This is a genomic window from Pseudomonas sp. R4-15 (genome assembly GCF_055768815.1).
In genome coordinates this window covers 3,979,225-4,004,363 of record NZ_CM147293.1, presented here as the reverse complement: position 1 = coordinate 4,004,363, position 25,139 = coordinate 3,979,225, and the positions used below count along the sequence as shown (strand labels likewise).

At 66.4% G+C, this 25,139-nt stretch carries 20 protein-coding genes and 1 pseudogene; 13 read left to right on the top strand and 8 right to left on the bottom strand.

The window, feature by feature from the left end; translation table 11 throughout:
• The first annotated feature begins 12 nt into the window (after window positions 1–12).
• The gene (locus ACYRGX_RS19370) at window positions 13–1,230 is read left to right on the top strand and encodes an MFS transporter (RefSeq protein WP_473054056.1); all 1,218 of its coding nucleotides are present in this window, start codon (window positions 13–15) and stop codon (window positions 1,228–1,230) included.
• A 39-nt stretch (window positions 1,231–1,269) separates the two neighbouring features.
• Window positions 1,270–5,337, top strand: coding sequence for an ATP-dependent RNA helicase HrpA (gene hrpA, locus ACYRGX_RS19365; RefSeq protein WP_473054055.1), 4,068 nt, complete (start codon window positions 1,270–1,272; stop codon window positions 5,335–5,337).
• 69 nt (window positions 5,338–5,406) lie between these two features.
• Here hrpA and ACYRGX_RS19360 read toward each other — a convergent pair whose 3' ends face one another.
• Window positions 5,407–6,648, bottom strand: a complete 1,242-nt coding sequence (locus ACYRGX_RS19360; protein WP_473054054.1) for an MFS transporter — start codon at window positions 6,646–6,648, stop codon at window positions 5,407–5,409.
• Window positions 6,649–6,766: 118 nt separating this feature from the next.
• Here ACYRGX_RS19360 and ACYRGX_RS19355 point away from each other — a divergent pair, with 118 nt between their 5' ends.
• Complete coding sequence (locus tag ACYRGX_RS19355) at window positions 6,767–7,663, top strand: LysR substrate-binding domain-containing protein (RefSeq protein ID WP_473054053.1); 897 nt, start codon at window positions 6,767–6,769, stop codon at window positions 7,661–7,663.
• A 27-nt stretch (window positions 7,664–7,690) separates the two neighbouring features.
• Here ACYRGX_RS19355 and ACYRGX_RS19350 read toward each other — a convergent pair whose 3' ends face one another.
• From ACYRGX_RS19350 to mqo, 3 genes are all read right to left on the bottom strand, one after another.
• Window positions 7,691–8,536: a restriction endonuclease gene (locus tag ACYRGX_RS19350; protein ID WP_473054052.1), complete on the bottom strand. Its 846-nt coding sequence runs from the start codon at window positions 8,534–8,536 to the stop codon at window positions 7,691–7,693.
• Between the two features lie 178 nt (window positions 8,537–8,714).
• Window positions 8,715–10,157, bottom strand: coding sequence for a SulP family inorganic anion transporter (locus tag ACYRGX_RS19345; RefSeq protein WP_473054051.1), 1,443 nt, complete (start codon window positions 10,155–10,157; stop codon window positions 8,715–8,717).
• 191 nt (window positions 10,158–10,348) lie between these two features.
• A complete protein-coding gene (mqo, locus tag ACYRGX_RS19340) occupies window positions 10,349–11,989 on the bottom strand; it encodes a malate dehydrogenase (quinone) (protein ID WP_473054050.1) in 1,641 nt (546 codons plus the stop codon).
• 527 nt (window positions 11,990–12,516) lie between these two features.
• On the opposite strand from mqo, the gene ACYRGX_RS19335 reads away from it, so the two are divergent.
• From ACYRGX_RS19335 to ACYRGX_RS19305, 7 genes and pseudogenes are all read left to right on the top strand, one after another.
• Entirely contained in the window at window positions 12,517–13,776 is a 1,260-nt protein-coding gene (locus ACYRGX_RS19335; RefSeq protein WP_473054049.1) for a cation:proton antiporter, read from the top strand.
• A 207-nt stretch (window positions 13,777–13,983) separates the two neighbouring features.
• Window positions 13,984–15,021, top strand: a pseudogene (locus tag ACYRGX_RS19330) (cache domain-containing protein); the annotation flags it as partial.
• Window positions 15,022–15,036: 15 nt separating this feature from the next.
• A complete protein-coding gene (locus tag ACYRGX_RS19325; protein WP_473056730.1) occupies window positions 15,037–15,924 on the top strand; it encodes a methyl-accepting chemotaxis protein in 888 nt (295 codons plus the stop codon).
• 107 nt (window positions 15,925–16,031) lie between these two features.
• Window positions 16,032–16,157: a hypothetical protein gene (locus ACYRGX_RS19320; RefSeq protein ID WP_473054048.1), complete on the top strand. Its 126-nt coding sequence runs from the start codon at window positions 16,032–16,034 to the stop codon at window positions 16,155–16,157.
• A complete protein-coding gene (locus tag ACYRGX_RS19315; RefSeq protein ID WP_473054047.1) occupies window positions 16,154–16,906 on the top strand; it encodes a metal ABC transporter ATP-binding protein in 753 nt (250 codons plus the stop codon). Before ACYRGX_RS19320 ends, ACYRGX_RS19315 begins: the two co-directional genes overlap by 4 nt.
• Window positions 16,903–17,775, top strand: a complete 873-nt coding sequence (locus tag ACYRGX_RS19310; RefSeq protein WP_473054046.1) for a metal ABC transporter permease — start codon at window positions 16,903–16,905, stop codon at window positions 17,773–17,775. The genes ACYRGX_RS19315 and ACYRGX_RS19310 overlap by 4 nt, the downstream gene beginning before the upstream one ends.
• Window positions 17,776–17,794: 19 nt before the next feature.
• Complete coding sequence (locus ACYRGX_RS19305) at window positions 17,795–18,688, top strand: metal ABC transporter solute-binding protein, Zn/Mn family (RefSeq protein WP_473054045.1); 894 nt, start codon at window positions 17,795–17,797, stop codon at window positions 18,686–18,688.
• A 44-nt stretch (window positions 18,689–18,732) separates the two neighbouring features.
• Here the strand turns inward: ACYRGX_RS19305 and ACYRGX_RS19300 are convergent, their stop codons facing one another.
• Window positions 18,733–19,926, bottom strand: coding sequence for an amino acid aminotransferase (locus ACYRGX_RS19300; RefSeq protein WP_473054044.1), 1,194 nt, complete (start codon window positions 19,924–19,926; stop codon window positions 18,733–18,735).
• A gap of 299 nt (window positions 19,927–20,225) precedes the next feature.
• Here ACYRGX_RS19300 and ACYRGX_RS19295 point away from each other — a divergent pair, with 299 nt between their 5' ends.
• From ACYRGX_RS19295 to ACYRGX_RS19285, 3 genes are all read left to right on the top strand, one after another.
• Window positions 20,226–20,573, top strand: a complete 348-nt coding sequence (locus ACYRGX_RS19295) for a hypothetical protein (RefSeq protein ID WP_473054043.1) — start codon at window positions 20,226–20,228, stop codon at window positions 20,571–20,573.
• Window positions 20,570–21,001: a DUF1810 domain-containing protein gene (locus tag ACYRGX_RS19290; RefSeq protein ID WP_473054042.1), complete on the top strand. Its 432-nt coding sequence runs from the start codon at window positions 20,570–20,572 to the stop codon at window positions 20,999–21,001. The genes ACYRGX_RS19295 and ACYRGX_RS19290 overlap by 4 nt, the downstream gene beginning before the upstream one ends.
• 73 nt (window positions 21,002–21,074) lie before the next feature.
• Window positions 21,075–21,635: a type 1 glutamine amidotransferase domain-containing protein gene (locus ACYRGX_RS19285; protein ID WP_473054041.1), complete on the top strand. Its 561-nt coding sequence runs from the start codon at window positions 21,075–21,077 to the stop codon at window positions 21,633–21,635.
• A gap of 199 nt (window positions 21,636–21,834) precedes the next feature.
• Here ACYRGX_RS19285 and arcC read toward each other — a convergent pair whose 3' ends face one another.
• From arcC to arcA, 3 genes are read right to left on the bottom strand one after another with little or no spacing between them, the layout of a single operon-like run.
• Entirely contained in the window at window positions 21,835–22,764 is a 930-nt protein-coding gene (gene arcC, locus ACYRGX_RS19280) for a carbamate kinase (protein WP_473054040.1), read from the bottom strand.
• Window positions 22,765–22,817: 53 nt separating this feature from the next.
• The gene (locus ACYRGX_RS19275; RefSeq protein WP_473054039.1) at window positions 22,818–23,828 is read right to left on the bottom strand and encodes an ornithine carbamoyltransferase; all 1,011 of its coding nucleotides are present in this window, start codon (window positions 23,826–23,828) and stop codon (window positions 22,818–22,820) included.
• Window positions 23,829–23,881: 53 nt separating this feature from the next.
• A complete protein-coding gene (gene arcA / locus ACYRGX_RS19270; RefSeq protein ID WP_473054038.1) occupies window positions 23,882–25,138 on the bottom strand; it encodes an arginine deiminase in 1,257 nt (418 codons plus the stop codon).
• Window position 25,139: the final 1 nt, after the last annotated feature.

Genomic DNA, 25,139 nt, shown 5'->3' with positions numbered 1-25,139 from the left:
TGGAGCGCTTTCATGTCCTCGGAACATGCCCCCCTCAGCCGCTGGCTGGTCCTGTTGATGGCCTTCGCCACAGGGCTCGCCGCCGGTGCCAACTACTACAACCAGCCGCTGCTGCATTCGATCGCCGCGCAGTTCGGGCTCTCCTTTGCCCAGGCCGGGATCATCGTCACCACCGCCCAGCTCAGTTATGCCTGCGGCCTGTTGCTGCTGGTGCCGCTGGGCGACCTGCTGGAGCGGCGGCGGATGATCGTCTGCATGACCCTGCTGGCCGCTGCCGGCCTGGCGCTCAGCGCCTGCGCGCCGAGCGTGAACTGGCTGCTGCTGGGCACCGCGATCACCGGCTTGTTCTCGGTGGTCGCGCAGGTGCTGGTGCCGTTCGCGGCGACGCTGGCGCCGGCGGAGTCCCGCGGCAAGATCGTCGGCACGGTGATGAGCGGTCTGCTGCTGGGCATCCTGTTGGCGCGCACGGTGGCCGGGGCGCTGTCCGGGCTGGGTGACTGGCGCACGGTCTACGGGGTGGCCTCGGGCGTGATGGTGCTGATGGCCTTCGCCCTGTACCGGGCGCTGCCGCGCTACCGGCAGCATGTCGGCCTGCGCTATCCGCAACTGATCGCCTCGGTGTTCGTGCTGTTCCGCGAGGAACCCCTGCATCGCCTGCACACGCTGCTCGGCGCGCTGGGCTTCGCCACCTTCGCGACCTTCTGGACGCCGCTGGCGTTCATGCTATCCGGCCCGGCCTATCGCTTCGGCGATGCGACCATCGGGTTGTTCGGCCTGGCCGGCGCGGCTGGCGCCCTGGCGGCCAACGTCGCCGGGCGCATGGCGGACCGTGGCAAGGGCGCGCTGGCCAGCAGCATCGCGCTGCTCGCGCTGACCCTGTCCTGGCTGCCGCTGAACTTCGCGCAGTCGTCGCTGGTGGCGTTGCTGGTCGGCATCCTGGTACTGGACATGGCCGTGCAGCTGTCCCACGTGAGCAACCAGAACGTCGTCTACCGACTGCGCCCGGAAGCGCGCAGCCGCCTCAACGCCGGCTACATGACCGGCTACTTCATCGGCGGCTCCTGCGGTTCGCTGGCCTCGGCCTCGCTCTACCAGCATTTTGGCTGGAATGGCGTCTGCTCGTTCGGTGTCCTGTTGGGCGTCATTGCGCTGTCGGTGTGGTTCGGTCTGCGCCGGCGCACCTGGCGGGCACAGGAGCAGGGTGCGCTGGCCTGCGCCGAGGGGCGTTAATCTGCGACAATCGGCGTTTTGCCGTATCTGCAGTCGCGCATGAGCCAAGTTCCCTCCCTCAAGACCTTGCTGAACAACCTCGACCAGGCGCTGGCCGCCGACCGTCACCGCCTGCGCCGGCAACTGCTGGAGCTGGACAAGCAGCCCGACGAGGCCAGGCTGGCGCAGTGGCTGGAGCGTTTCGCCGCGTCCTGCGCCAAGGTCGAGGCGCGCCGCGCGAGCATTCCGCTGATCCGTTACGACGAAGCGCTGCCGATCGCCGCCCGGCGCGACGAGATCAAGGCCGCACTGGAGAAGCACCAGGTGCTGGTGATCGCCGGTGAAACCGGTTCGGGCAAGACCACCCAGTTGCCGAAGATCTGCCTGGAACTGGGGCGCGGTACGCGCGGACTGATCGGCCACACCCAGCCGCGCCGGCTTGCCGCGCGCAGCGTCGCCACCCGCGTCGCCGAGGAAATCGGCACGCCGCTGGGCGAGCTGGTCGGTTATCAGGTGCGCTTCGAGGATCACAGCGCCGAGGGCACGCTGGTCAAGCTGATGACCGACGGCATCCTGCTCGCCGAGACCCAGCACGACCGCTTCCTCAACAAGTACGACACGATCATCGTCGACGAGGCCCACGAGCGTTCGCTGAACATCGACTTCCTGCTCGGCTACCTGAAGACCCTGCTGCCGCGGCGCCCGGACCTGAAGGTGATCATCACCTCGGCGACCATCGACCTGGAGCGCTTCAGCAAGCATTTCAACGATGCGCCGATCGTCGAAGTCTCCGGGCGCACCTATCCGGTGGACGTCTGGTACCGGCCGCTGGCCGCCGAGGTGGACGAGGAGGGCGAGCCGCTGATGGACGACCTTTCGGTCGACCAGGGCATTCTCGCCGCGCTGGAGGAGATCGAGGCCCACGAGCGCGCCGAGGCCAAGCGCCCGGGCGACGTGCTGGTGTTCCTCCCCGGCGAGCGGGAGATTCGCGACGCCGCCGAGGCGCTGCGCAAGGCCAACCTGCGCTTCGTCGAGGTGCTGCCGCTGTATGCGCGGCTGACCCCGGGCGAGCAGCAGAAGATCTTCCAGCCGCGCCCGGCGCGCAAGATCGTGCTGGCCACCAACGTCGCGGAAACCTCCCTCACCGTTCCGGGCATCCGCTATGTGATCGACCCCGGCACCGCGCGCATCAGCCGCTACAGCTACCGCGCCAAGGTCCAGCGACTGCCCATCGAGGCGGTCTCCCAGGCCAGCGCCAACCAGCGCAAGGGCCGCTGCGGGCGCGTCGAGCCGGGCATCTGCATCCGTCTGTACAGCGAGGAGGACTTCCTCGGCCGGCCGGAATTCACCGATCCGGAAATCCTGCGCACCAACCTCGCCGCGGTGATCCTGCAGATGTTGCACCTGCGCCTGGGCAGCATCGAGGACTTCCCGTTCATCGAGCCGCCGGACGGCAAGGCGGTGAGCGACGGCTTCAACCTGCTGCAGGAGCTTTCCGCGGTCGGTCGCGACAACCAGATCACCGCCATCGGCCGCCAACTGGCGCGCCTGCCGATCGACCCGCGCCTCGGCCGCATGCTGTTGGAGGCGGCGACCCAGGGCTCGCTGGCCGAGGTGCTCATCGTGGTCAGCGCGCTGTCCGTGCAGGACCCGCGCGAGCGCCCGCTGGAGCGCCAGCAGGCCGCCGACCAGGCGCACGCCCAGTGGAAGGACACGGATTCGGACTTCGCCGCGCTGATCAACCTCTGGCGCGGCTTCGAGGAACAGCGCCAGGCGCTGGGCAGCAACCCGCTGCGCAACTGGTGCAAGAAGAACTTCCTCAACTACATGCGCCTGCGCGAATGGCGTGATGCGCACCGCCAGCTGTCGCTGACCCTGCGCGATCTCAAACTGGAGACGAGCCGCAAGCTGGACGAGGGCGAAGGCGCATCCAGCGCGCCGGCCTCAGGCTCGCGCAACCGCCGCCGCGGCAAGTCCGCCCCGGCCAGCGCCCCAGCGCCGACCACCGACACCCGCGTCAATGCCATCGCCCGCCAACAGGCCGAGCAGTCCGACGCGGCGATCCAGGCCAAGAGCTACGCCGCGGTACACAAGGCGATCCTCGCCGGGTTGCTCAGCCAGATCGGCCAGAAGACCGAGGAGGGCGACTTCCAGGGCGCCCGCCAGCGGCGCTTCTGGGTGCATCCGTCGAGCGTCATCGGGCGCAAGAAGCCCAACTGGATCATGGCCGCCGAACTGGTGGAGACCACCAAGCTGTTCGCCCGCATGGTCGCCAAGATCGAGCCGGAATGGATCGAGCCGCTGGCCGCTCACCTGGTCAAGACCAACCACTTCGAGCCGCATTGGGAGAAGAAGCGCGGCCAGGTGGTGGCCTACGAGCAGATCACCCTGTACGGGCTGATCATCGTCGGCCGCCGGCCGGTGCATTACGGCCCGGTGGACCCGGTCGCCTCCCGCGAACTGTTCATCCGCGAGGGCCTGGTGCGCGGCGAGATCAACAGCCGCGCCAAGTGCCTGGCCGCCAACCGCGAGCTGCTCGAACGCCTCGACGAACTGGAGGCCAAGGCACGCCGTCGCGACATCCTCGCCGACGAGGAAACCCTGTTCGGCTACTACGACGCCCATGTTCCGGCGGACATTTACCAGGCCGCCAGCTTCGACAACTGGTACAAGCGCGAAAGCCAGAAGAACCCGCAGCTGCTGATCATGCGCGAGGAAGACGTGCTCGCCCGCGAGGCCAGCGAAGTCACCGCCGGGCAGTACCCGGACAGCCTGCGCATCGGCGAACTGCAACTGCCGCTGGAATACCACTTCGAGCCCAACCATCCGCGCGACGGTGTGACCCTGCGCGTGCCGGCGCCGCTGCTGCCGCAATTGCGCAACGAGCGGCTCGACTGGTTGGTGCCGGGCCTCTTGGAGGCCAAGGCCATCGCCCTGGTGCGCAACCTGCCCAAGGCCATCCGCAAGAACTTCGTGCCGGTGCCGGACTTCGTCAAGGCGGCGCTTTCCAAGCTCACCTTCGGCGAGGGTGCCTTGCCCTTGGCGCTGGGCCGCGAGCTGCAACGCATGACCGGCGCCCGGGTACCGGATGAGGCCTGGGACGACGCGGCGATGCAGATCGAAGCGCACCTGAAGATGAACATCGAAGTGGTCGACGCTCGCGGCAAGTTCCTCGGCGAAGGCCGTGATCTGGCCGAACTCACCGCGCGCTTCGCCGAGGCCAGCCAGGCGGCGCTTGCCGCGCCGCAACAGAAGGCCGAGCAGAAACCGGTGGAGGCCAAGGCCTTCGCCAGCGTCGCCGAAAGCGCCCAGCAGAAGATCGCCGGACTGTCGATGACCGTCTACCCAGCACTGGTGGAAGAAGGCGGGGTGGTCAAGGAAGGGCGCTTCCCGACCCTGGCCGAAGCCGCCTTCCAGCATCGACGCGCCCTGCGGCGGCTGCTGTTGCAGCAACTCGCCGAACAGGCCAAGTTCCTGCGCGGCAAGCTGCCGGGCTTCACCGAGATGAGTTTGCTCTACCGCGACCTGGGCAAGCCGGACGCGCTGGTCGAGGATATCCTCCTGGCCAGCCTCGACCAGGCGATTCTCGACGGTGAAGACCCGCTGCCCCGCGACGGCGCCGCGCTGGCCTCGCTGGCCGAGCGCAAGAAGGCCGAATGGACGCCCGCCGCCGAGCGCCTGGCGCGCCTGGTGCTGGAAATCCTCAAGCACTGGCACGGCCTGCAGAAGCGCTTCAAGGGCAAGATCGACCTCGCCCAGGCGGTGGCGCTGAACGACATCAAGGCGCAACTGGGGCGGCTGGTCTACCCCGGCTTCGTCCGCGAGACCCCCGGCGAATGGCTGCGCGAATACCCGCGCTACCTCAAGGCGGTGGAGCAGCGCTTCGAGAAGATCGGTGCGCAACTGCAGCGCGACCGCGTCTGGTCCGGCGAACTGGCCGGCTACTGGGAACAGTACGAAGCGCGTGCCGCCAAGCATGCCCAGGAAGGCAAGCGCGACCCGAACCTGGTGCTCTATCGCTGGATGCTGGAGGAGTACCGCGTCTCGCTCTGGGCCCAGCAACTGGGCACCCGAATGCCGGTTTCGGACAAGCGCCTGAGCAAGCATTGGAGCACGGTGGACGCCTGACTCATTGGCGCGCTCAGCAGGTATCCATGGTCAGTGGCTGCTTCGGCGACCGCGGCCTCCGAGTGCTTCTCACGCGCTCCTGATCCGCAGGAGCGGCCAGGCCGCCAGGCTGACCAGGGCCGCTGCCGCCCAGAGCAGCGGCCAGTCCCCTAACTCCAGACCGTAAGCCACCAGCGCGGGTGTCGCGAACATGCCCAGGAACACCAAAGTATTGGCCATGCCCAGCACGGTTCCCGTGCGTGTCACGCCGGCCCGACTGGCCAGTTCGGTATAGGCGACGCCATGCCAGGCGCTGATCAGCACGCCGCAGGCGAGCAGTAGGCCGAATACGAGTGGCGTGCCCAACTGGCCATGCTGAAGCAGGTAAGTCGTCAGGCCCAGGAGCAGGTAGGCGCACGCGGCGGCGGCGATGCAACCTCGCAGGTACTGTTGGCGATTGCCGCGGCGGTCGGTCCAGTGACCGCTGAAGATGCGCGCTGCAGCGGCGCCGAGTTGCAGGGTGGCGAGCCCCAGGCTCACGGCGAGCAGACTGCCGCCGAGCTGCTCGATGATGAAGATCGCGCCGAAGGTCAGGATGATGAACTGGGGCATGCAAAGCAAACCGATGCCGAAGGCCAAACGCCAGAGCTGCGGCTCGCGCCAGGCCGGTTTCTGCGCCTGCTGCCGGGTTGCGGCCGCTGTCTGGGCGGGTGGCTGGTGCAGCCAGCGCCACGTCAGGTAGCCGGCGATACTGCAAAAGCCGGCGAGGGTGCTGAACACCGCACGAAAACCCAGATGCTCGGCCAGGGTGGGCAGGATCAGGGCGCCCAGCAAGCCGCCGAATGGCACGGCAGTCTGCCGGATGCTCATGGCCAATCCGCGTTCCTCGGGGGCGAACCAGCCCATCACCGCGCGGCCGCTGGCGGCGTTCACACTGCCTCCTGCCAGGCCCGCGATCACCAGTCCGGCACACAGGCGCGGTAGTGCCTGTTCTCCCGGCATGCCCGCGAGTGCGAGGCCGAAGAGCGCCAGGCAGGTACAGGTCAGGCCGACCAGCAGTACCGAGCGATCGCCCCAGCGATCGGTCAGCAGGCCCCAGGGCAGCTCGCTGATGGCCAGGCCCAGGCCGATGCTACCGAAGACCCAAGCCAGTTCGGTATGCGCGAATCCATAGTCGCCAGCCATCGTCGACGCCGTGGCGGGAAGACCGGCACTGGCGGCGAGCAGCGACGCGTTGGCGACGAAGCCGGCGCTCAGGACTTTCCAGCGGTGCGCCAGGCAGCGCTGGTCACTCCTCGGGAGGGGGGTGTTGCAGAGGCTTTCCATGGTCATGCTCGCGTCATGGGCCGAGGCGGTGCGCCTCTGGCTTGATGGCGGCGAGTATGCGAGGGAGAATCCTTCCCGAATATTGGATAATTCAAAAGCAATTTTTCCATATATCGGGAACGTCATGCGATTGATCAATTTCGACATGGATGCACTGCGCACCTTCGTCGCCGGGGTCGAGCTGGGCAGCTTCACCCGTGCCGCGGAGCGTTTGGGGCGCTCGACGTCGGCGACGAGCGCGCAGTTGCGCAAGCTGGAGGCCCAGGCCGAGACGGCCTTGGTCCGGCGGGTCGGTCGCGGCCTGGCGTTGACCGAAAGCGGTGAAATCCTGTTGGCCTATGCCCGGCGTCTGCTGGCGCTGAACGACGAAGCCTCCAGTGCCCTGCGCGGTGGTTTGCTCAGTGGCGGGGTGCGCCTGGGATTGCAGGAGGAGTTCGGCGAGATCCTCCTGCCCGAGGTGCTGGGCCGTTTCGCCCGTGCTCACCCGCAGGTGCGTATCGAGACCCGTGTCGCGCGCAACCGTGAACTGCTCGAGGGGATCGCCAACGGTAGCCTGGATCTTGCGCTGGTTTGGGGCGGTGAGCCGGATACGCCGGGGCGTCAGCATCTGGCTAGCGTGCCGATGCGCTGGATCGGCACGCGTGAGACGTTGATCCAGTGGCGTGAGAGCGAGGGCACACCGTTGCCGTTGCTGTGTTTCGAAGCCCCCTGTCGCTTCCGTGCCGAACCCTGTGCGGCGCTGGATCGGATGGGCATCTCCTGGCGTATCGCGTATTCCAGCAGCAATCTGGGTGGTTTGTGGGCGGCTGCCCGCGCTCGGATCGGCATCACCGTGCGCACGGCGTTGAGCCTACCTCCGGGTATCGAGGCGTTCGTGCCGGAACAGTTCGGTCTGCCGACGTTGCCGAACATCGACCTGGCGCTGCATCAGACCGAGGCACAGCCCAGCGAGCAGGTGAGTTTGCTGGCCAGTCTCATCAGGGAAACGCTATGGGCGGAGCAGGGGCGAGTCAGGTCCTAGAGGGCTGTCCGAATCGATGTTCGCCGTTCACCGCGTCCCCTTGCACTCCGGCCAGCTCGAGCAGCCCCAGAACGCCTGGCCCGCGTTCGGTCCGCGCTTGGCGATGCGGCGCAGCATGGGCGATTGGCAGAGTGGGCAGCTCGGCTCGGAGGCGGGCGTGACGTCAGGTCTCTTCGGCTCGGGTTCGATCGGCGTGCTCGGGCGGCGTCCGTTGGCGACGATCCAGCGTTGCAACTCGGGGCCTTCGATCAGTTGGATGTTGCGGCCGGCGGCGAAGCGCTTGGCGTCGGCGGTGAAGCTTCCCGCGCAGACCACGTAGCCACCGCTGGCGCCTTCGGCGACCAGGGTGCCGAGGAATTCGCGAATGACCGGGACGCCGACCTTGAAGGCGCGCCATTGCTTGCACTGCACCAGGTAGGTTTCGGCGTTCCTGCGCAGGCGCAGGTCGACGCCTCCGTCGGGGCCGTTGCCGCCGCTTTCGCTGACGCTGAAGCCCTGGCGACGGAAGTGCTCGCCCACCAGCGCCTCGAACTCCCGCCAGGAGATGTTCTGCAGGGTGCGTCCGCTCTGGCGGGCGTGGGCGACGTCGCGGTGCAGGCGCTTGCGCCTGGCCCGGCCACGGAGCGAGGCGACAGCGCCAAAGGCGAAGATCGCCGGTACGGCGTACTGCGCGACGCTGGCCAGGCCATGCAGGAGCGTACGCAGAAGCTGATCGTTGGCCTGCTGCAAGGTGCTGACCACGGGCAGCGGGCTGCTGGCGTAGCCATGCAGGGCGTACCCGCTGGCCACGGCGATCAAGAGCGACAGCCACCAGGGCAGACGACTGGCGATGAGGAAGAGATCTTCTAGGAGGTTGTCCTTGCGGCGCGCCATCCGGGGCTCCTTGCAGCTCCAGCGAGGGCTGGAGAGCGTGCGATTCCATTCGACCGTGCGAGACGGGATTGGCACGCACGTTAGCCAACGCCGGCGGTGTCGCGCAAGGCGGTCGATCGCCTCGGTTCGCGTGGCATCGACGCACCCTTGGGTGGGTACGTCGGCCCGGCACAGGGGCTTAACCGTGCTCGCCGGCGCGGCGCAGGAGTTGGCGGCAACGCTCGGACAGGTGCACCACGCGCAGGTGCTTGTCGGCTTTCTCGTAGCGCTCACGCAGGGTCTTCAGGGCGGCGATGGCCGAGTAGTCCATGAAGCTCAGATGCTGGCAGTCGAGGGTGACGTGCTCGGGATCGCCGGCGATATCGAACTGGTTCAGGAACACCGTGCTGGAGGCGAAGAACAGCGTGCCGTGGACGCGGTAGAGCTTGCTGCCGTCGGCCTCCTGGTGGCTGTCGGCATAGAGGTCGCGCGCGTGCTGCCAGGCGAAGTTCAGGGCGGCGATGACGATGCCGGAGGCCACGGCCACGGCGAGATCGGTGAACACGGTGATCAGGGTCACCGCGACGATCATCAGCATGTCGTTGCGCGGCACCTTGTGCAGCACCCGTAGCGACGCCCAGGCGAAGGTCTGCTGGGCGACCACGAACATCACGCCGACCAGTGCCGCCAGCGGGATCTGCTCGATCAGCGGCGAGAGGTAGAGGATGTAGGCGAGGATCATCCCCCCGGCGACCACCCCGGAGAGGCGGCCGCGGCCACCGGAACTGAGGTTGATCACCGTCTGGCCGATCATCGCGCAACCGCCCATGCCGCCGAACAGGCCGGAGACCATGTTCGCCGCGCCCAGCGCCACGCACTCGCGGTTGGTCTGCCCGCGGGTTTCGGTGATCTCGTCGGTGAGGTTCAGCGTTAGCAGGGTTTCCAGCAGGCCGACCATCGCCATGACCAGCGCGTAGGGGAAGATGACCTGCAGGGTTTCCAGGTTCCAGGGAATCTCCGGCAGGGCCAGGGTTGGCAGGGCGCCGGCGATGCTGGAGAGGTCGGAGAGGGTACGCGTGGGTATGCCCAGGCCCCAGGTCAGCAGGCCGACGCCGAGGATGGCCACCAGCGCCGGGGGCGCTGCGCGGGTCAGGCGCGGCAGGCCGTAGGTAATCGCCATGGTCAGAGCCACCAGGCCGATCATGATGTACAGGGCGTTACCGCTCAGCCATTGGCCGTCATCCTGGAAATGCTCCAGCTGGGCGATGGCGATGACGATGGCCAGGCCGTTGACGAAGCCGAGCATCACCGAGTGCGGCACCATGCGGATCAGCTTGCCCAGGCGCAGTACGCCAAAGGCGATCATCATCAGTCCGCTGAGCAGTACGGTGGCGAGCAGATACTGCGCGCCGTGCTGCACCACCAGGGCGACGATGACCACTGCCATGGAACCGGCGGCACCGGAGATCATCCCCGGACGACCACCGAACAGGGCGGTCAGCGTGCAGATGATGAACGCGCCATAGAGGCCCATCAGTGGATTGAGCTGGGCGACCAGGGCGAAGGCGATGCATTCGGGGACCAGGGCGAAGGACGTGGTCAGGCCCGCCAGGATTTCGGCGCGCAAGCGGATGGCTGTCATGGGGATTCCTGGATTGTTCGGTTCGGCGGGATGGAGCGCCGCTCGATGAAGGCAGGGATGGTACAAAAACCCTCTGCCATGGGCCAGGCGAAGGCATGGCAATCGCCCAGCCTGGAAAAGCCACGGGGCGCTCCCGTGGCTTCTCTGGTACCCGGCGTGCAGGCGCAGCTCAGACGCCGGGCGACGGGTGCTTAGAGCGCCATGTCGTTCGCCGGCTTGCCCGGCAGTGGCGCGGCGGCCGGTGCCTGCTCGCCGTACTGGCTCGGGTCCAGCACCGGCGGGGTGCGTAGCTGCAGCACGTCGGCGGTGTAGTTCCACTCTTTCTGCACGGCGGCGGCGGAGTCGTTGAGCTGGGTGCCGTAGCTGGGCACGATCTCGTGGACCTTGGCCTGCCATTGTGGCGTGGCGAGTTTCTCCTGGAAGACCTTCTCCAGCACGCTGAGCATGATCGGGGCGGCGGTGGAGGCACCCGGCGAGGCGCCGAGCAGCGCGGCGATGCTGCGATCTTCGGAGGCCACGACCTCGGTGCCGAGCTTCAGCACGCCACCCTTTTCGTCGTCACGCTTGATGATCTGAACTCGCTGGCCGGCCTGCCACAGACGCCAGTCTTCCTTCTTGGCCTGGGGGAAGTACTGCTGCAGGGCGGCGAAGCGGTCGTCGTCGGACTGCATCAGCTGGCCGGCGAGGTATTCCACCAGCGGGTACTGATCGATGCCCACGCGGGTCATCGGCCAGACGTTGTGGGTGGTCATGCTGCTGAACAGGTCCAGGTAGGAGCCGTTCTTCAGGAACTTGGTGGAGAAGGTGGCGAAGGGCCCGAAGAGGATCAGGCGCTTGCCGTCGATTACGCGGGTGTCCAGGTGCGGCACGGACATCGGCGGCGCGCCGGTGGCGGCGATACCGTAGGCCTTGGCCATGTGCTGCTTGGCGACGTCCTCGTTCTCGGTCACCAGGAACGAACCGCCCACCGGGAAGCCGGCGTACTCGTTGCCTTCGGGGATGCCCGATTTCTGCAGCAGCTTGAGGGCGCCACCGCCGGCCCCGATGAAGACGAACTTGGCATCGGTGGCGTGCTTGCTGTCGTCCTTCAGGTGGGTGTAGCTGACGTGCCAGCTACCGTCGGCGTTGCGGCTGATGTCCTCGACCTCACTGGAGAGCTTGAGGTCGAAGTTCGGCTGGCTCTGCAGGTGGGCGACGAACTGGCGGGTGATCTCGCCGAAGTTCACGTCGGTGCCCAGCGGAGACCAGGTCACGGCCAGCTTCTGGCTGGGGTCGCGGCCTTCCATCATCAGCGGGGCCCACTGGGCGATCTGCGCGTGGTCCTCGGAGAACTCCATGGCGGCGAACAGCGGGCTCTTCTGCAGTGCGGCGTAGCGCTTCTTGAGGAACTCGATGTTGTCGTCACCCCAGACGAAGCTCATGTGCGGGGTGGAGTTGATGAAGCTGTGCGGGTTCTTCAGCACGCCCTGGCGTACCTGCCAGGCCCAGAACTGACGGGAGATCTGGAAGGCTTCGTTGATGGCGATGGCCTTGGAGATGTTGACGTTGCCGTCGGCATCTTCCGGGGTGTAGTTCAGCTCGGCCAGCGCGGAGTGGCCGGTGCCGGCGTTGTTCCAGCCGTTGGAACTCTCCTCGGCGACGCCGTCCAGACGCTCGACCATCTGCAGGTTCCAGTCGGGTTCGAGCTCGTTGAGCCAGACGCCGAGGGTGGCACTCATGATGCCGCCGCCGATCAGCAGCACATCGACTTTCTTGCTTTCCTCGGCCTGGACGGTTTGCAAGGCACCGGCCGAGATCATCATCGCGATTAGCGTTTGGGTCGTTTTCTTCAAGTCGTTTCATCCAATAAAAAGCGAGCGTCCCCGGTGCCAGGCGTTGTCTCCATGGGGTTTGGCGCTTACCCGGCACACGAAGTCGTTGCCCGGAAGCCGGGCAAGGCGGAGCTGGGCCGATGCTGTGCATGGCCGATGAGCTGTTTCGCGCTGGGCTTTTTATTGGAGTGGGCGATCGGTGCATCGCGGGGCGAGCGCCGATCGAGGAGCAGAGTGGTACGGCACCTGGCTGAGACGTCGAAACCTGGGGTTCGAGGCCTCGTCGCGGGGGGGCGGCATCCTAGCACTTAACGCCGCGCGTTAAAATGTCGCAGTAGGTCTGCCGGGGGATGCGCGGGTTGCAATGCTGGCTCCCCAGTGTCTCGCGGCGTCGAAGGCGTGCGGCGCTGGCAGCGGCAGAACGATGACGTCGGCCAGGCTCATGACCGCTGGGCAGCGGTGGATGAAGCAGGCCGAGGTGGCAAATGGGAACTCCGTAGCGTAACGGCTGTTAGGATCTGTTACAGCTTCCGCTACTAGGACACCCCATGCTCGATCTGGCCGCCCTGTTCATCACCCTCACGGCCCTGCTGGCCTACCTCAACTACCGCTTCGTGAATTTGCCACCGACCATCGGGGTGATGGCCATCGCCCTGAGTGGCTCGGTGGTGCTGCACGTGCTGACGTTGGCCGGGCTGCCTGGCTGGGAGCAGCGGGTGGAGTCGATGCTCGGGCAGATCGACTTCTCCAAGTTGCTGATGGACGGGATGCTGTCCTTCCTGTTGTTCGCGGGGGCACTGCACATCAATCTCGCGGATTTGCGTGAGCGGCGCTGGGCCATCGGCCTGTTGGCTACGGGCGGTGTCTTGGTCGCGACCGTGCTGATCGGCTTCGGTAGCTGGGCGTTGCTGCGTCTGTTCGGGTTGCAGATCGACCTGATCTACTGCCTGGTGTTCGGTGCGCTGATCTCGCCGACCGATCCCATTGCGGTGCTCGGCATCATGCGTTCCGCCGGTGCGCCCAAAGCGCTGGAGACCACCATCGTCGGCGAGTCACTGTTCAACGACGGTGTGGCGGTGGTGGTGTTCAGCGTGCTGCTCAGCGTGGTCCAGGCGGGCGAGGTGCCGAGTGTCGGCGAGGCACTCTGGCTGTTCGTCGAAGAGGCCGGCGGCGGCATTCTCTTTGGCCTGGTGCTGGGCTGGATCGCCTACCGCCTGGTGAAGAGCATCGACCAGTACCAGATCGAGGTCCTGATCACCCTTGCCTTGGTGATCGGTGGCTACACCCTGGCTACTCATCTGCACGTCTCCGGTCCCATCGCGATGGTGGTGGCGGGCCTGATCATGGGCAACCACGGTCGCGCCTTCGGGATGTCGAACAAGACCCGGCAGAACGTCGATGCCTTTTGGGAACTGATCGACGAAATCCTCAATGCCCTGCTGTTCGTGCTGATCGGCCTGGAGCTGGTGCTGTTGCCGTTCGACTGGCTGTATGCGGCGATCGCCCTGTGCCTGTCGTTGCTGATCCTTGCCACGCGCCTGATCACCGTCGGCCCGCCGATGTTGCTGGTGGGTTTCTGGCGGCGCGAACTGCCACGCGGCACGGTGCCGATCCTCACCTGGGGTGGTCTGCGTGGAGGCATTTCGGTGGCCCTGGCGCTGTCCCTGCCGGGGGGCGAGGAGCGCAACCTGATCCTCAACCTGACCTATCTGGTGGTGCTGTTCTCGATCCTGGTTCAGGGGCTGACCATCGGCCGCCTGGTCAAGCGTGTCTGCGCCACCCCCGTCGAGCGGAGTGCGGCGCACTGAGCGAGCGCCGTTGCCTCGCTCGAAGGTCAGCGGGGCCCGGCCCGGCTGCAGGTGCCAGCGGGGGCAGCGCTGGGCCTGAATAACCGGCTCGACGAAGAGGATGACGACCGGTGCTAAAGCACGCTCGAGTTCGGTCGATAGCTTGCGTAATCCCCCCTCGGGCGCCCTGTCGGGCGCTGTGAAGTCTCATCCTCGAGAGTGCATCCCATGAATATCAAGCAGAAGCTGACCTGGGCCTTTGCCGCCATCGCCTGCGTGCCGATATTGCTGGTCGCGGCATTGGTCATCTACAACCTGCGAGTCCAGGCGGAGGCGGACTTTCTCGACGGCAGCGGACGGGAGATTCGTCAGATCGACAACGCCATGGCGACCTTCTTCAGCGCAATTCGCGAGAACGTCGAGTATCTGGGAAGTCTGCCCCAGGTGGTTGCCGCTCCGACCCTGAAGAACTACAGCGCGGCGGATGCGCCGAGCATGCCGCTGCCGGCGACGAACCAGGAGTTGGAAGCGATCTTCGATCGCTTCGCCAAGGCTCACCCGACCACGGCCTATCTCTCCTATGGCCGCGTCGACGGCGGTTATGCGATTTGGCCCAGTGATCCGGGGCTCAAGAGCTACGATCCGCGCGTGCGGCCCTGGTACAAGACCGCGCTGGCCAATCCTGGCAAGGTCGTGCATACGGCCGCCTATTACTGGGCGCCCGACGATGCGGTGCTGATCGGTACCGTGCGCACGGTCGAGGATGCCCAGGGCAAGCTGGCCGGTGTGGTCGGGCTGGACGTTTCCCTCAAGCAACTGACCGATCTGGTGAAACGGATCAAGCTCGGCGACAGCGGTTACCTGATGCTGGCGGAGGCCGGTGGCAACGTGTTGGTCGACCCGAGCGATGCCGAGCATAACTTCAAGTCGCTGAACGACCTGGGCGGAGACTACGCCAAGCTCGCCAATGCCCAGGGCTTGGTGCAGGTGCAGATCGACGGCAAGGACTACATGGCCAACGTCTGGACGTCGCCCGCACTGGGTTGGCGTTTCATCGGTCTGATCGAGCGCAGTGAAGTGATGGCCGCCGCCAATGCGTTGGCCTGGCAGGTCGCGGTGATCGTGCTGGTGGCGGCGGTGCTCTTCGCCCTGCTTGGCGCGGTCTTCGCACGCCTCATCGTCAATCCGATCCGGAGTGTGGCCGATGGGCTGGAAGGCATCGCCCAGGGCGAGGCCGACCTCACCCGCAGCCTGGTGGTGCACGGGCATGACGAGACCGCCATGCTGGCACGCTGGTTCAACCAGTTCCTCGGCAGCATTCGGGAACTGGTGCAGCGCATCGTCGAGTCGTCCACGGCGCTGCGGCACGCGTCGGAAAGCGCCACGGGCGTAGCCCAGCAAATGACTGACGTTGCGGAGCGCCAGCGGGGTGCGGTGGAGCTGGTGTCCACCGCGTTCAACGAGATGGTCGCCACGGCCAACGAGGTGGCGCGCTCCTGCAGCGAAGCGGCGAGCTCCGCCGACGACGGTCAGCGCGAAGTGCATGCCGGCCAAGTGCAGATCGAGGACGCCACCGGCGCCGTTGCACGCCTGAGCGAGAACCTGCAGCAGTCAGCAGAGGCGCTGCAGGTCCTCGAGCAGGATAGTCAGAACATCAACGCGATCCTCGACACCATTCGCTCGATCGCCGAGCAGACCAACCTGCTGGCGCTCAACGCCGCCATCGAGGCGGCGCGGGCGGGAGATCAGGGGCGCGGCTTCGCCGTGGTCGCCGATGAGGTGCGCGCGCTGGCCCGGCGCACTGCGGATTCCACCGGCGAGATTGACAACCTGCTGGGCGGGTTGGCGCGACGGACCCAGGAGGTCGCCCGGCAGATGCAGAGCAGTCTGGAAATGTCCCGCGGCAGCGTGGAGCGCATTGCCATGGCCAGTCGCAGCTTCGAGCGTATCCGCGGGTCCGTGGACAACATTCGCGACCAGAACACCCAGATCGCCACCGCGGCGGAAGAACAGCACCAGGTGGCTGAGGACATCAACCGGCACATTGCGCAAATTCACAACGATGCGTTGCTGGTCGAGCAGCTATCGCAGTCGGCGCACCGGGACTCGCAGGAACTGTCGCAACTCTCCGAAACGCTGCATGCGCTGGTGGGACGATTCAAGGCCTAGCCGCTGAGGCAGGGCAGGGCACAAAGGGGGCGTGGAGTAGAAAGCAGGAGCCGTGAGGCTTATCAATATGTTATAAGGTAACATATTGTATTTTCACGAGCGGTTCCATGAAACGCGTAGAAGACTTCTCGCCCTCGCTGTTGGCGCGCGCGGCCACCCAGCGTCTGCTGCTGGCCGTGGCCGTGCTGGCGCTGCTCTGGTTAGCCATCGCCTGGGCGGTGGCACTGCCATGAGCCTGCCTGACATCCAGCTACAGGACGTGACCATCGCCTACGACCGCCATCCGGCGGTCCACCATGTGAGCGGTACCTTCGCCGGCGGCAGCCTGACGGCGGTCACCGGGCCCAACGGGGCCGGCAAGTCGACGCTGCTGCGCGGGTTGATGGGTGAGTTCCCGGACATGGAGGGGCGCATCGATCTGGGTGGCCTGTCTCGCCGGGATATCGGCTATCTACCCCAGGCCGCGCAGATCGAACGGCAGTTCCCGCTCAGTGTGGCGGATACGGTGCTGCTGGGCGCCTGGCGCCAGATCGGCGCATTCGGCGGCGCCAGTCGCCAACAGGTCGCGCGCGCCCACGAAGCCTTGCGTCAGGTGGGCTTGGAGGGCTTCGAACGGCGCCACATCAGCGCGCTGTCAGCGGGACAGTTCCAACGCGTGCTGTTCGCCCGACTGTTGTTGCAGGACGCCAAGGTCATCGTGCTCGACGAGCCGTTCACCGCCATCGATGCGCGCACGATGCACGATCTGCTGCAGGTGATCCTGCGCTGGCATGCGGACGGCCGGACGGTGATCGCCGTTTTGCACGACTTCGAACAGGTGCGCGCACATTTTCCCACGACCCTCCTGATGGCTCACGAACTCATCGCCTGGGGCGAGACAGCCGAGGTCCTTTGCGCCGACAACCTGCGGCGGGCGCGGGCGATGGCCGAGCACTGGGACGAGCAGGCGAGCGTCTGCAATCCGGAGCGTCGCCGAGCATGAGCCTGTATGCCTTGCTGATCGCGCCGTTCGTGGATTACGGCTTCATGCGTCGTGCCCTGGTGGCTTCGTTGGCGCTGGGGTTGGGAGCCGGGCCGGTCGGCGTGCTGCTGATGCTGCGGCGCATGAGTCTGGTCGGCGACGCCTTGAGCCATGCGGTATTGCCCGGCGCTGCGGTGGGCTTTCTGATCGCCGGCGGGCTGTCCTTGCCGGCGATGGGGCTGGGCGGGCTGGTCGCCGGTATCAGCGTAGCGGCGCTGGCCGGGTTGGTGAGTCGCAGCACGTCGCTGCGCGAAGATGCGAGCTTTGCCAGCTTCTACCTGACTTCGCTGGCGCTCGGCGTGCTCATCGTCTCGCTGCGTGGATCCAACATCGATCTGCTGCACGTGCTGTTCGGCACCATCCTGGCGATCGACGCCGCATCGCTGTACTTGATCGGCGGGATCACCAGCCTGACGTTGCTGGCCCTTGCCCTGGTCTATCGGCCGTTGGTGGTGGAGTGCTTCGATCCGGGCTTCCTGCGCGCGGTGGGGGGGCGTGGACCGCTTTACCACCTGCTGTTCCTGTTGCTGGTGGTCCTCAATCTGGTCGCTGGATTCCAGACGCTAGGCACCCTGATGGCCGTGGGGCTGATGATGCTGCCCGCCGCCATCGCCCAGCTGTGGGCGCGCAGCCTGCCGCGGATGTTCGCCGTGGCTGCGATCTCGGCGGCGCTGTCGGGCCTCATCGGGCTGTTGATTTCCTACCATCTGGGCTTCGCCTCGGGGCCCACCATCATCCTCACGGCTAGCGCGTTCTACGGACTCTCGCTGTTGTTGGGGCCGCAGGGTTTATGGCGGCGCGTCTATCGGCGTGCCCATCTCACTGGCTGACCAAGGGGAGCCTCGTTTCATGAAGAATTGGCGTGCATTGTTTGCAATGGCGGGTTTGGCCTGGGGTGTCGCGGTCTCCGGGCCGGCGGCGGCGCAGACGATCAATGTGGTCACCAGCTTCAGCGTCCTGGGCGATGTGGTGAAGAATGTCGGTGGCGAGCATGTGAACGTCACCAACCTGGTGCCGCCCAACGGCGATCCCCACGAGTTCGAACCCTCCCCGGACAACGTGCGCGCGGTGCAGGGCGCTGCCGTGACCTTCATCAGTGGCGAAGGCCTGGAAAACTGGTTCGAGCGCCTGGCGCGCGCGGCCGGCAGCACGCAGGCGCCGGTGATGGTTTCCGCCGGCATCACGACCCATACGATGGATGAAGATGGCAAGACGGTCGTCGATCCGCACGTGTGGAACAGCGTGCCCAACGTACTGATCTGGGTGAAGAACATCGAGGCCGCCCTGGCCAAGGCCGATCCGGCCGATGCCAAGGCCTTTGCGGCGAACGCGGCGAACTACGCTGCACAGCTCAAGGCGCTGGATGCCGACATTCGCACGCAACTCGCCGAGGTGCCTCGCGCGCAACGTAAGGTACTCACCAGCCATGACGCCTTCGGCTACTTCGGTGAAGCGTACGGCGTGGACTTCCTCTCGCCGCTGGGGGTGTCCACGGAAACCGAGGCCTCGGCGGCCGACGTCGCCAAACTGATCGACGAGATCAAGCACGAGGGTATCAAGGTCTATTTCCTGGAAAACTCCAACGACGGTCGTCTGATCAAGCAGATCGCCGACGCCACCGGCGCTCAGCCGGGCGGAGAGCTGTACCCCGAGTCGCTGTCCGATGCCAACGGACCGGTGCCCAGCTACGTGGCATTGATGAAGTACAACACCCGCAAGATCGTCTCTGCGATCAAGCCCTGAGTCGTGAGAGCCGTGCGGCCCGTCAGCGGGCCGCACGGGTTGCCTCAGGCGAGGCGTGACAGGGCGTTGGCGACCAACCCGAGGTTACCCTCGTTGAGCCCGGCCAGGCAGATGCGCCCGCTTTCCACCAGATAGATACCGCTCTGCTCGCGCAACTGGATGACCTGCTCACGGCTGAGTCCGGTATAGCTGAACATGCCTTTCTGCTGCGTCAGGTAGTCGTGGCGACCATCCGGGTAGGCGTCGCGCAGTCGTGCCGCCAGTTGGCCACGCATCGCCAGGATGCGCTGGCGCATGCTTTCCACCTCGTCCAGCCAGGTGCTACGCAGTGTTTCGTCGCCAAGCACTTCGTTGACCAGCAGCGCGCCATATTGCGGCGGGCTGGAGTAGTTGCGCCGCACCGTGGCCTTGAGCTGACCGAGGACCCGCTCGGCCGCTCGTGCGTCCTCACAGACCACCGACAGCCCGCCGACGCGCTCGCCGTACAGCGAGAAGATCTTCGAGAACGAGTTGCTGACCAGGAAGGTGAGGCCGGCCGAGGCCATGGCGCGGATGGCGTAGGCATCTTCCTGCACGCCGTCACCGAAGCCCTGGTAGGCGATGTCCAAAAAGGGGATCGCCTGGCGTTCGGCGAGCACGGCGATGACCTGGTCCCACTGCGCCGGGGTGAGGTCGGCACCTGTCGGGTTGTGGCAGCAGGGATGCAGCAGCACCACGCTGCCTGCCGGCAGCTCCCGCAGTGTCTGGCACAGGCCGGCGAAGTCGACACCGCCGCTGGCCGCGTCGAAATAGGGATAGGTGTTGACCTCGAAGCCGGCGCCGCCGAACAGCGCGTGGTGGTTCTCCCAGGTCGGATTGCTGACCCACACCTGCGCCTCGGGGAACCAGCGGCGCAGGAAGTCCGCGCCGACCTTCAGCGCGCCGGAGCCGCCGAGGGTCTGGATGGTCGCCACCCGGCCCTCGCCGAGTACCGCCGCCTCATCCCCGAACAACAGCCGCTGCACCTGCGTGCGGTAGCTGGCCAGGCCTTCCATCGGCAGGTACAGCGAGGGCTGCGTGCCGCGTGCGAGCAGGCGCTGCTTGGCTTCGGCCACCGAAGCGAGGGTCGGGATACGTCCCTCGGCATCGTAGTAAAGGCCGATGCTGAGGTTGACCTTGTCGGCGCGGGGGTCGCCCTTGAACGTCTCCATCAGTGAAAGGATGGGGTCGCCGGCGTAGGGTTGAATGTGCTCGAACATGTCTGGTCCTGGGAGTGTGCTTGCCGATGTGCGCGGCAACTGGCGTCTCTTGTCGACGTCCCGTAGGGCTGTGCGGGTCACAGGTACAACGGGGAACTTGCGCGTCTGGCGAACGCTATCGGTGCTGCATGCCCATCGATTCGGCGAACAGCGCACCCTGCACACCTTCGCGGCCCGGCTCAGTGGGCGTGAGAGTAGATCGTCGGGCCTCCTCTACAGGTGGCGACCGCCGCTCGGCGGATCGGAACGACACGACCTCAACGCCTGTCAGCAGCCATGAACCCCCGAACAGGAGATGCATGATGAAACCCTTGCTCGATCCTTCCAAACGCAATGTCCAGGGTTGGGAACGCGGCGCCTCGCTCGCCGGCGGACTGGCGCTGCTCGGCAGTGGCCTGCGCCATGGCGGCTTGCTTGGCGCGGCCGGCGCCTTGCTCGGCGGCCTGCTGCTGGCGCGTGGCGGCAGCGGTCGCTGCGAACTCAAGCGGGTGCTGAGCAAGGAGCAGCCGGCGCGTCCGCAAGCGGTCCAGCAGCGCGCACGTTATGCGCACATGCCGCTCGATTCCGAGGTTCACAGCGCCGACTTCAGCAATGTCCAGGCGCTGCCCGACAGCACGCCGATGGGCCACGAAGGGCGCGGTGCGTGAGTGATCCACAGGGGCTGGAGCGCTTCGTCGAGGCGCAGCGCGCCAGCTATCCACAGGCCCTCGCAGAACTCCAGGCGGGACGCAAGCGCAGCCACTGGATGTGGTTCGTCTTTCCCCAGTTGGCCGGGCTCGGGCACAGCGAAATGGCGCGGCGCTATGCCTTGAACGATCTCGACGAGGCCCGAGCCTATCTGGCCCACCCGCTGCTCGGGCCACGTCTGCTGGCCTGCTGCGAGGCATTGCTGGCACACGCCGATCGAGCCATCGACGACATCCTCGGTTCTCCCGATGACCTCAAGCTGCGTTCGTGCCTGACACTGTTCGAGCTTGCCGACCCCGCCCAGCCGGTTTTCGCGGCGTTGCTCCAGGTGTTCTACGCCAACGTCCGCGACCCCTTGACGGTGGGCCTTCTACGCCCGTCGGGGTGAGCGAACTTCGCCCCTTGGGCGAGTTTCGGTATCCGTAGAGCCCAGTTTCCGGGTGCTAACCACAGGAGCCATCATGAGCGAACGACTGCAAGGCAAGAAGATTCTGATCATCACCGCCAACACCGGCATCGAGCGCGATGAATTGCTCAAACCGCTTGAGGTGCTGGGCGACTTGGGCGCCAGCATGACCTATGCGACCTGCAAGGGCGGTGACGCGCAGACCATGCTGCACGATACCGACAAGGATCGTATCGTGCATTCCGACACTCGCCTGGCCGGACTCTCGGCCGACGACTACGACGCCCTGGTCATCCCCGGCGGTACGGTCAATGCCGACACCCTGCGCCAGGACCAGGAGGCCCAGCGCCTGGTGCGCGAGTTCGCCGCGGCGGGCAAGACGGTCGCCGCCATCTGCCATGGTCCCTGGGTACTGGTGGATGCCGGTGTGGTCGAGGGCAAGACGCTGACCTCGTATCCCAGCGTGCGTACCGATCTGGTCAACGCGAAGGCGGCCAAGTGGGTGGACGAGACGGTGAAGCGCTGCCCGGCCAACGGCTGGACGTTGATCACCTCGCGCACTCCGGACGATCTGCCGGCGTTCAACGAGGCGATTGCCGGGACCCTGGCGGCCTGACGTCAGTTCTTCCCCGCGCTCGCAACTGCGCGGGGAGAGGCTTCGGTCGTCCTCGCTGGGCGACGAAGATTTCGCGGGTCCCGTCGCCCGGCGTAGCGAAGGGAGCCACCTGAGGTTGAATGAAAGACGGCCGTTTGTCGTAGGGCGACTTTCACCATGGCCAGGCCGGTCAGTGTCTACCTTCGCGCCGTGACGGAGGTCAGCGGTAGGTGAGAGCGGTTGCGCCAAGGTCGACGCGGGTCCCCGCGCTTGCGGCGACGATGGCTTCGATGTCGGCCAGCGAGCCGATCACCGCCGGCTTGCCGGTCTGCCGGGCGAACTCGCAGGCGGCCTGCACCTTCGGCCCCATGGAGCCGGCGGCGAAGTCCAGGGCGTCGAGGTCGTCCGGGCGTGCGCTGGCAATGGCGCGCTGGTTGGGCGTGCCCCAGTTCAGGTAGACGCCGTCGACGTCGGTGGCGATCACCAGCAGATCGCACTCCAACTGGCGGGCCAGCAGCGCCGAGCAGAGGTCCTTGTCGATCACCGCCTCGACCCCTTCGAGCTTGCCCTCGGCGTCGTAGCGCACCGGGATGCCACCGCCCCCGGCGCAGATCACCACGCAGCCTTTCTCCAGCAGCCAGCTCAGCGGGCGCAGCTCGAAGATCCGCTTGGGTCTGGGGCTGGCGACCACGCGGCGGAAGTGCTCGCCGTCGGCGGCGATGCTCCAGCCTTTCTCGGCGGCCAGGCGTTCGGCTTCCGCGCGCGAATAGACCGGTCCGATCGGCTTGCTCGGCGCGGCGAATGCCGGGTCGGCGGCGTCCACCTCGACCTGGGTGAGCAGGGTGGCGAAGGGCACCTCCAGAGGCAGCAGGTTGCCCAGCTCCTGTTCGATCATGTAGCCGATCATGCCCTCGGTCTCGGCACCGAGAACGTCCAGCGGGTAGCTGGCGACGCCTGTGTAGGCGGCGCCCTGCAGGGCCAGCAGGCCGACCTGCGGGCCGTTGCCGTGGGCGATGACCAACTGGTTTTCGGCCGCTACCTTGGCGATCTGCGTGCAGGCGAGGCGGACGTTGCCGCGCTGGTTTTCCGCGCTCAGGGGTTCGCCGCGACGAAGCAGGGCGTTGCCGCCCAGGGCGATGGCGATGCGCATGGGTTACTCCTTGTCAGGCGCTGCGGCAGGCCGTTCGGGCGCCGCGCTCGTAGTCAGATTTCGGCGAGGGTCGAGACCAGGATCGCCTTGATCGTGTGCATGCGGTTTTCCGCCTGCTCGAAGGCGATGTTGGCCGGTGACTCGAAGACGTCCTCGGTCACCTCGATGCCGTTGGCAAGGTGCGGATACTGCGCGGCGATCTGCTGGCCGACCTTGGTTTCCGCATTGTGGAACGCCGGCAGGCAGTGCATGAATCTCACCCGCGGGTTGCCCGCCGCTTTCATCAGCTCAGCGTTGACCTGATACGGCAGCAACTGGCCGATGCGCTCGGCCCAGGCTTCCACCGGCTCGCCCATGGAGACCCAGACGTCGGTGTGGATGAAGTCGACGCCTTTCACTGCCGCGCGCGGGTCCTCGGTGAGCGTCAGGGTGGCGCCGCTGGCGTCGGCGAAGGCCTGGCAGGCGTCGATGTGTTCCTGGCTCGGCCACAGCGCCTTGGGCGCGCCGATGCGCACGTCCATGCCAAGCTTGGCGCCGATCAGCAGCAGCGACTTGCCCATGTTGAAGCGTGCGTCGCCCAGATAGGCATAGCTGATCGAATGCATCGGTTTGTCGCTGTGTTCGCGCATGGTCATCACGTCGGCGATCATCTGCGTCGGGTGGTATTCGTCGGTCAGGCCGTTGAACACCGGCACGCCGGCATACTTCGCCAGTTCTTCGACGATGGCCTGCTTGAAGCCGCGGTACTCGATGGCGTCGTACATCCGCCCGAGCACGCGGGCGGTGTCCTTCATGCTTTCCTTGTGGCCGATCTGCGAGGAGTTCGGGTCGATGTAGGTGACGTTGGCGCCCTGGTCGTAGGCCGCCACCTCGAAGGCGCAGCGGGTGCGCGTGGAGGTCTTCTCGAAGATCAGCGCGATGTTCTTGCCCTTGAGGTGCTGGCGTTCGGTGCCGGTGTACTTGGCGCGCTTGAGGTCGCGTGACAGGTCGAGCAGGTAGCAGAGTTCGCGCTCGCTGTGGTGCATCAGGCTGAGCAGGTTGCGGTTGTGGGTGTTGAAGGCCATGGTCGTTGTTCCTTGTCTTGACCGCCGCGCGGCCGGGGCCGCGCGCTGTCGTGTCAGTAGTCGATGGGGTCGCGGACGATCGGGCAGGTCATGCAGTGGCCGCCGCCACGGCCCCGACCCAGCTCGCTGGCGTCGATGGTGATGACTTCCACCCCGGCCTTGCGCAGGCGGGTGTTTGTGAAGGTGTTGCGGTCGTAGGCGATGACCACGCCGGGCTCCAGGGCGACCACGTTGTTGCCGTCGTCCCACTGTTCGCGTTCGGCCTCGAAGCTGTCGCCGCCGGTTTCGATGGTGCGCAGCTGCGGCAGGCCGAGGGCCCCGGCCACCACCTCGACGAAGCCTTTCTCCTCGCGACGGATGTCGATGCCGCCGGGCTTGCTTTCGTCGGGGCGTAGGCTGAACGGCACGATGGCGTTCACCGCGGCGGGGAAGACGGTGACCAGGTCGCGGTCGCAGAAGCTGAACACCGTGTCCAGGTGCATCGAGGCGCGCGACTTCGGCAGCCCGGCGACGATCACCCGCTCGGCGGCGCCCTTGCGGAACAGCGACTGCGCGAGCTGGCCGATGGCCTGGCGCGAGCTGCGTTCGCCCATGCCTATCAGTACCACGCCATTGCCGATCGGCATCACGTCGCCGCCTTCCAGAGTGGCCTGGCCGTGGTCGACTTCGGGGTCGCCATACCAGACCTGGAAGTCGGCGCCGGCGAATTCCGGATGGAAGCGATAGATCGCCGCGGCGAGCAGGGTTTCCTGGCGGCGCGCCGGCCAGTACATCGGGTTGAGGGTGACGCCGCCGTAGATCCAGCAGGTGGTGTCGCGGGTGAATACGGTGTTGGGCAGCGGCGGCAGAAGGAAGCTGCTGTGGCCGAGGTAGTCGCGGAACAGACGGATCATCTCGCCGCCGTGGCTACCCTGCAGGTCGGCGGCGGATACCCCGCCGATGAGGAATTCGGCCAGCGTGCGCGGCTCCAGGCCTTCGAGCCAACTGCGCAGTTCGTCCTGCAGGCCGACGCCGACCAGGTCGACGGAGAGCTTGTGGTCGAGAATCCATTTCAGCGCCTGAGGGTTCTTCACCGTCTCGGCGAGCAGGTTGTGCATCTCCAGCACCTCGACGTCGCGTTCGCGCATCTTGGTGATGAAGTCGAAGTGGTCGCGCTTGGCCTGGCTGACCCAGATGACGTCGTCGAAGAGCAGCTCGTCGGCGTTGTCCGGCGTGAGCCTCAGGTGCGCGAGGCCGGGGGCGCAGACCATCACTTTGCGCAGTTTTCCGGCTTCGGAGTGCACGCCGAGTTTTTCTGTGGGGGTGGACATG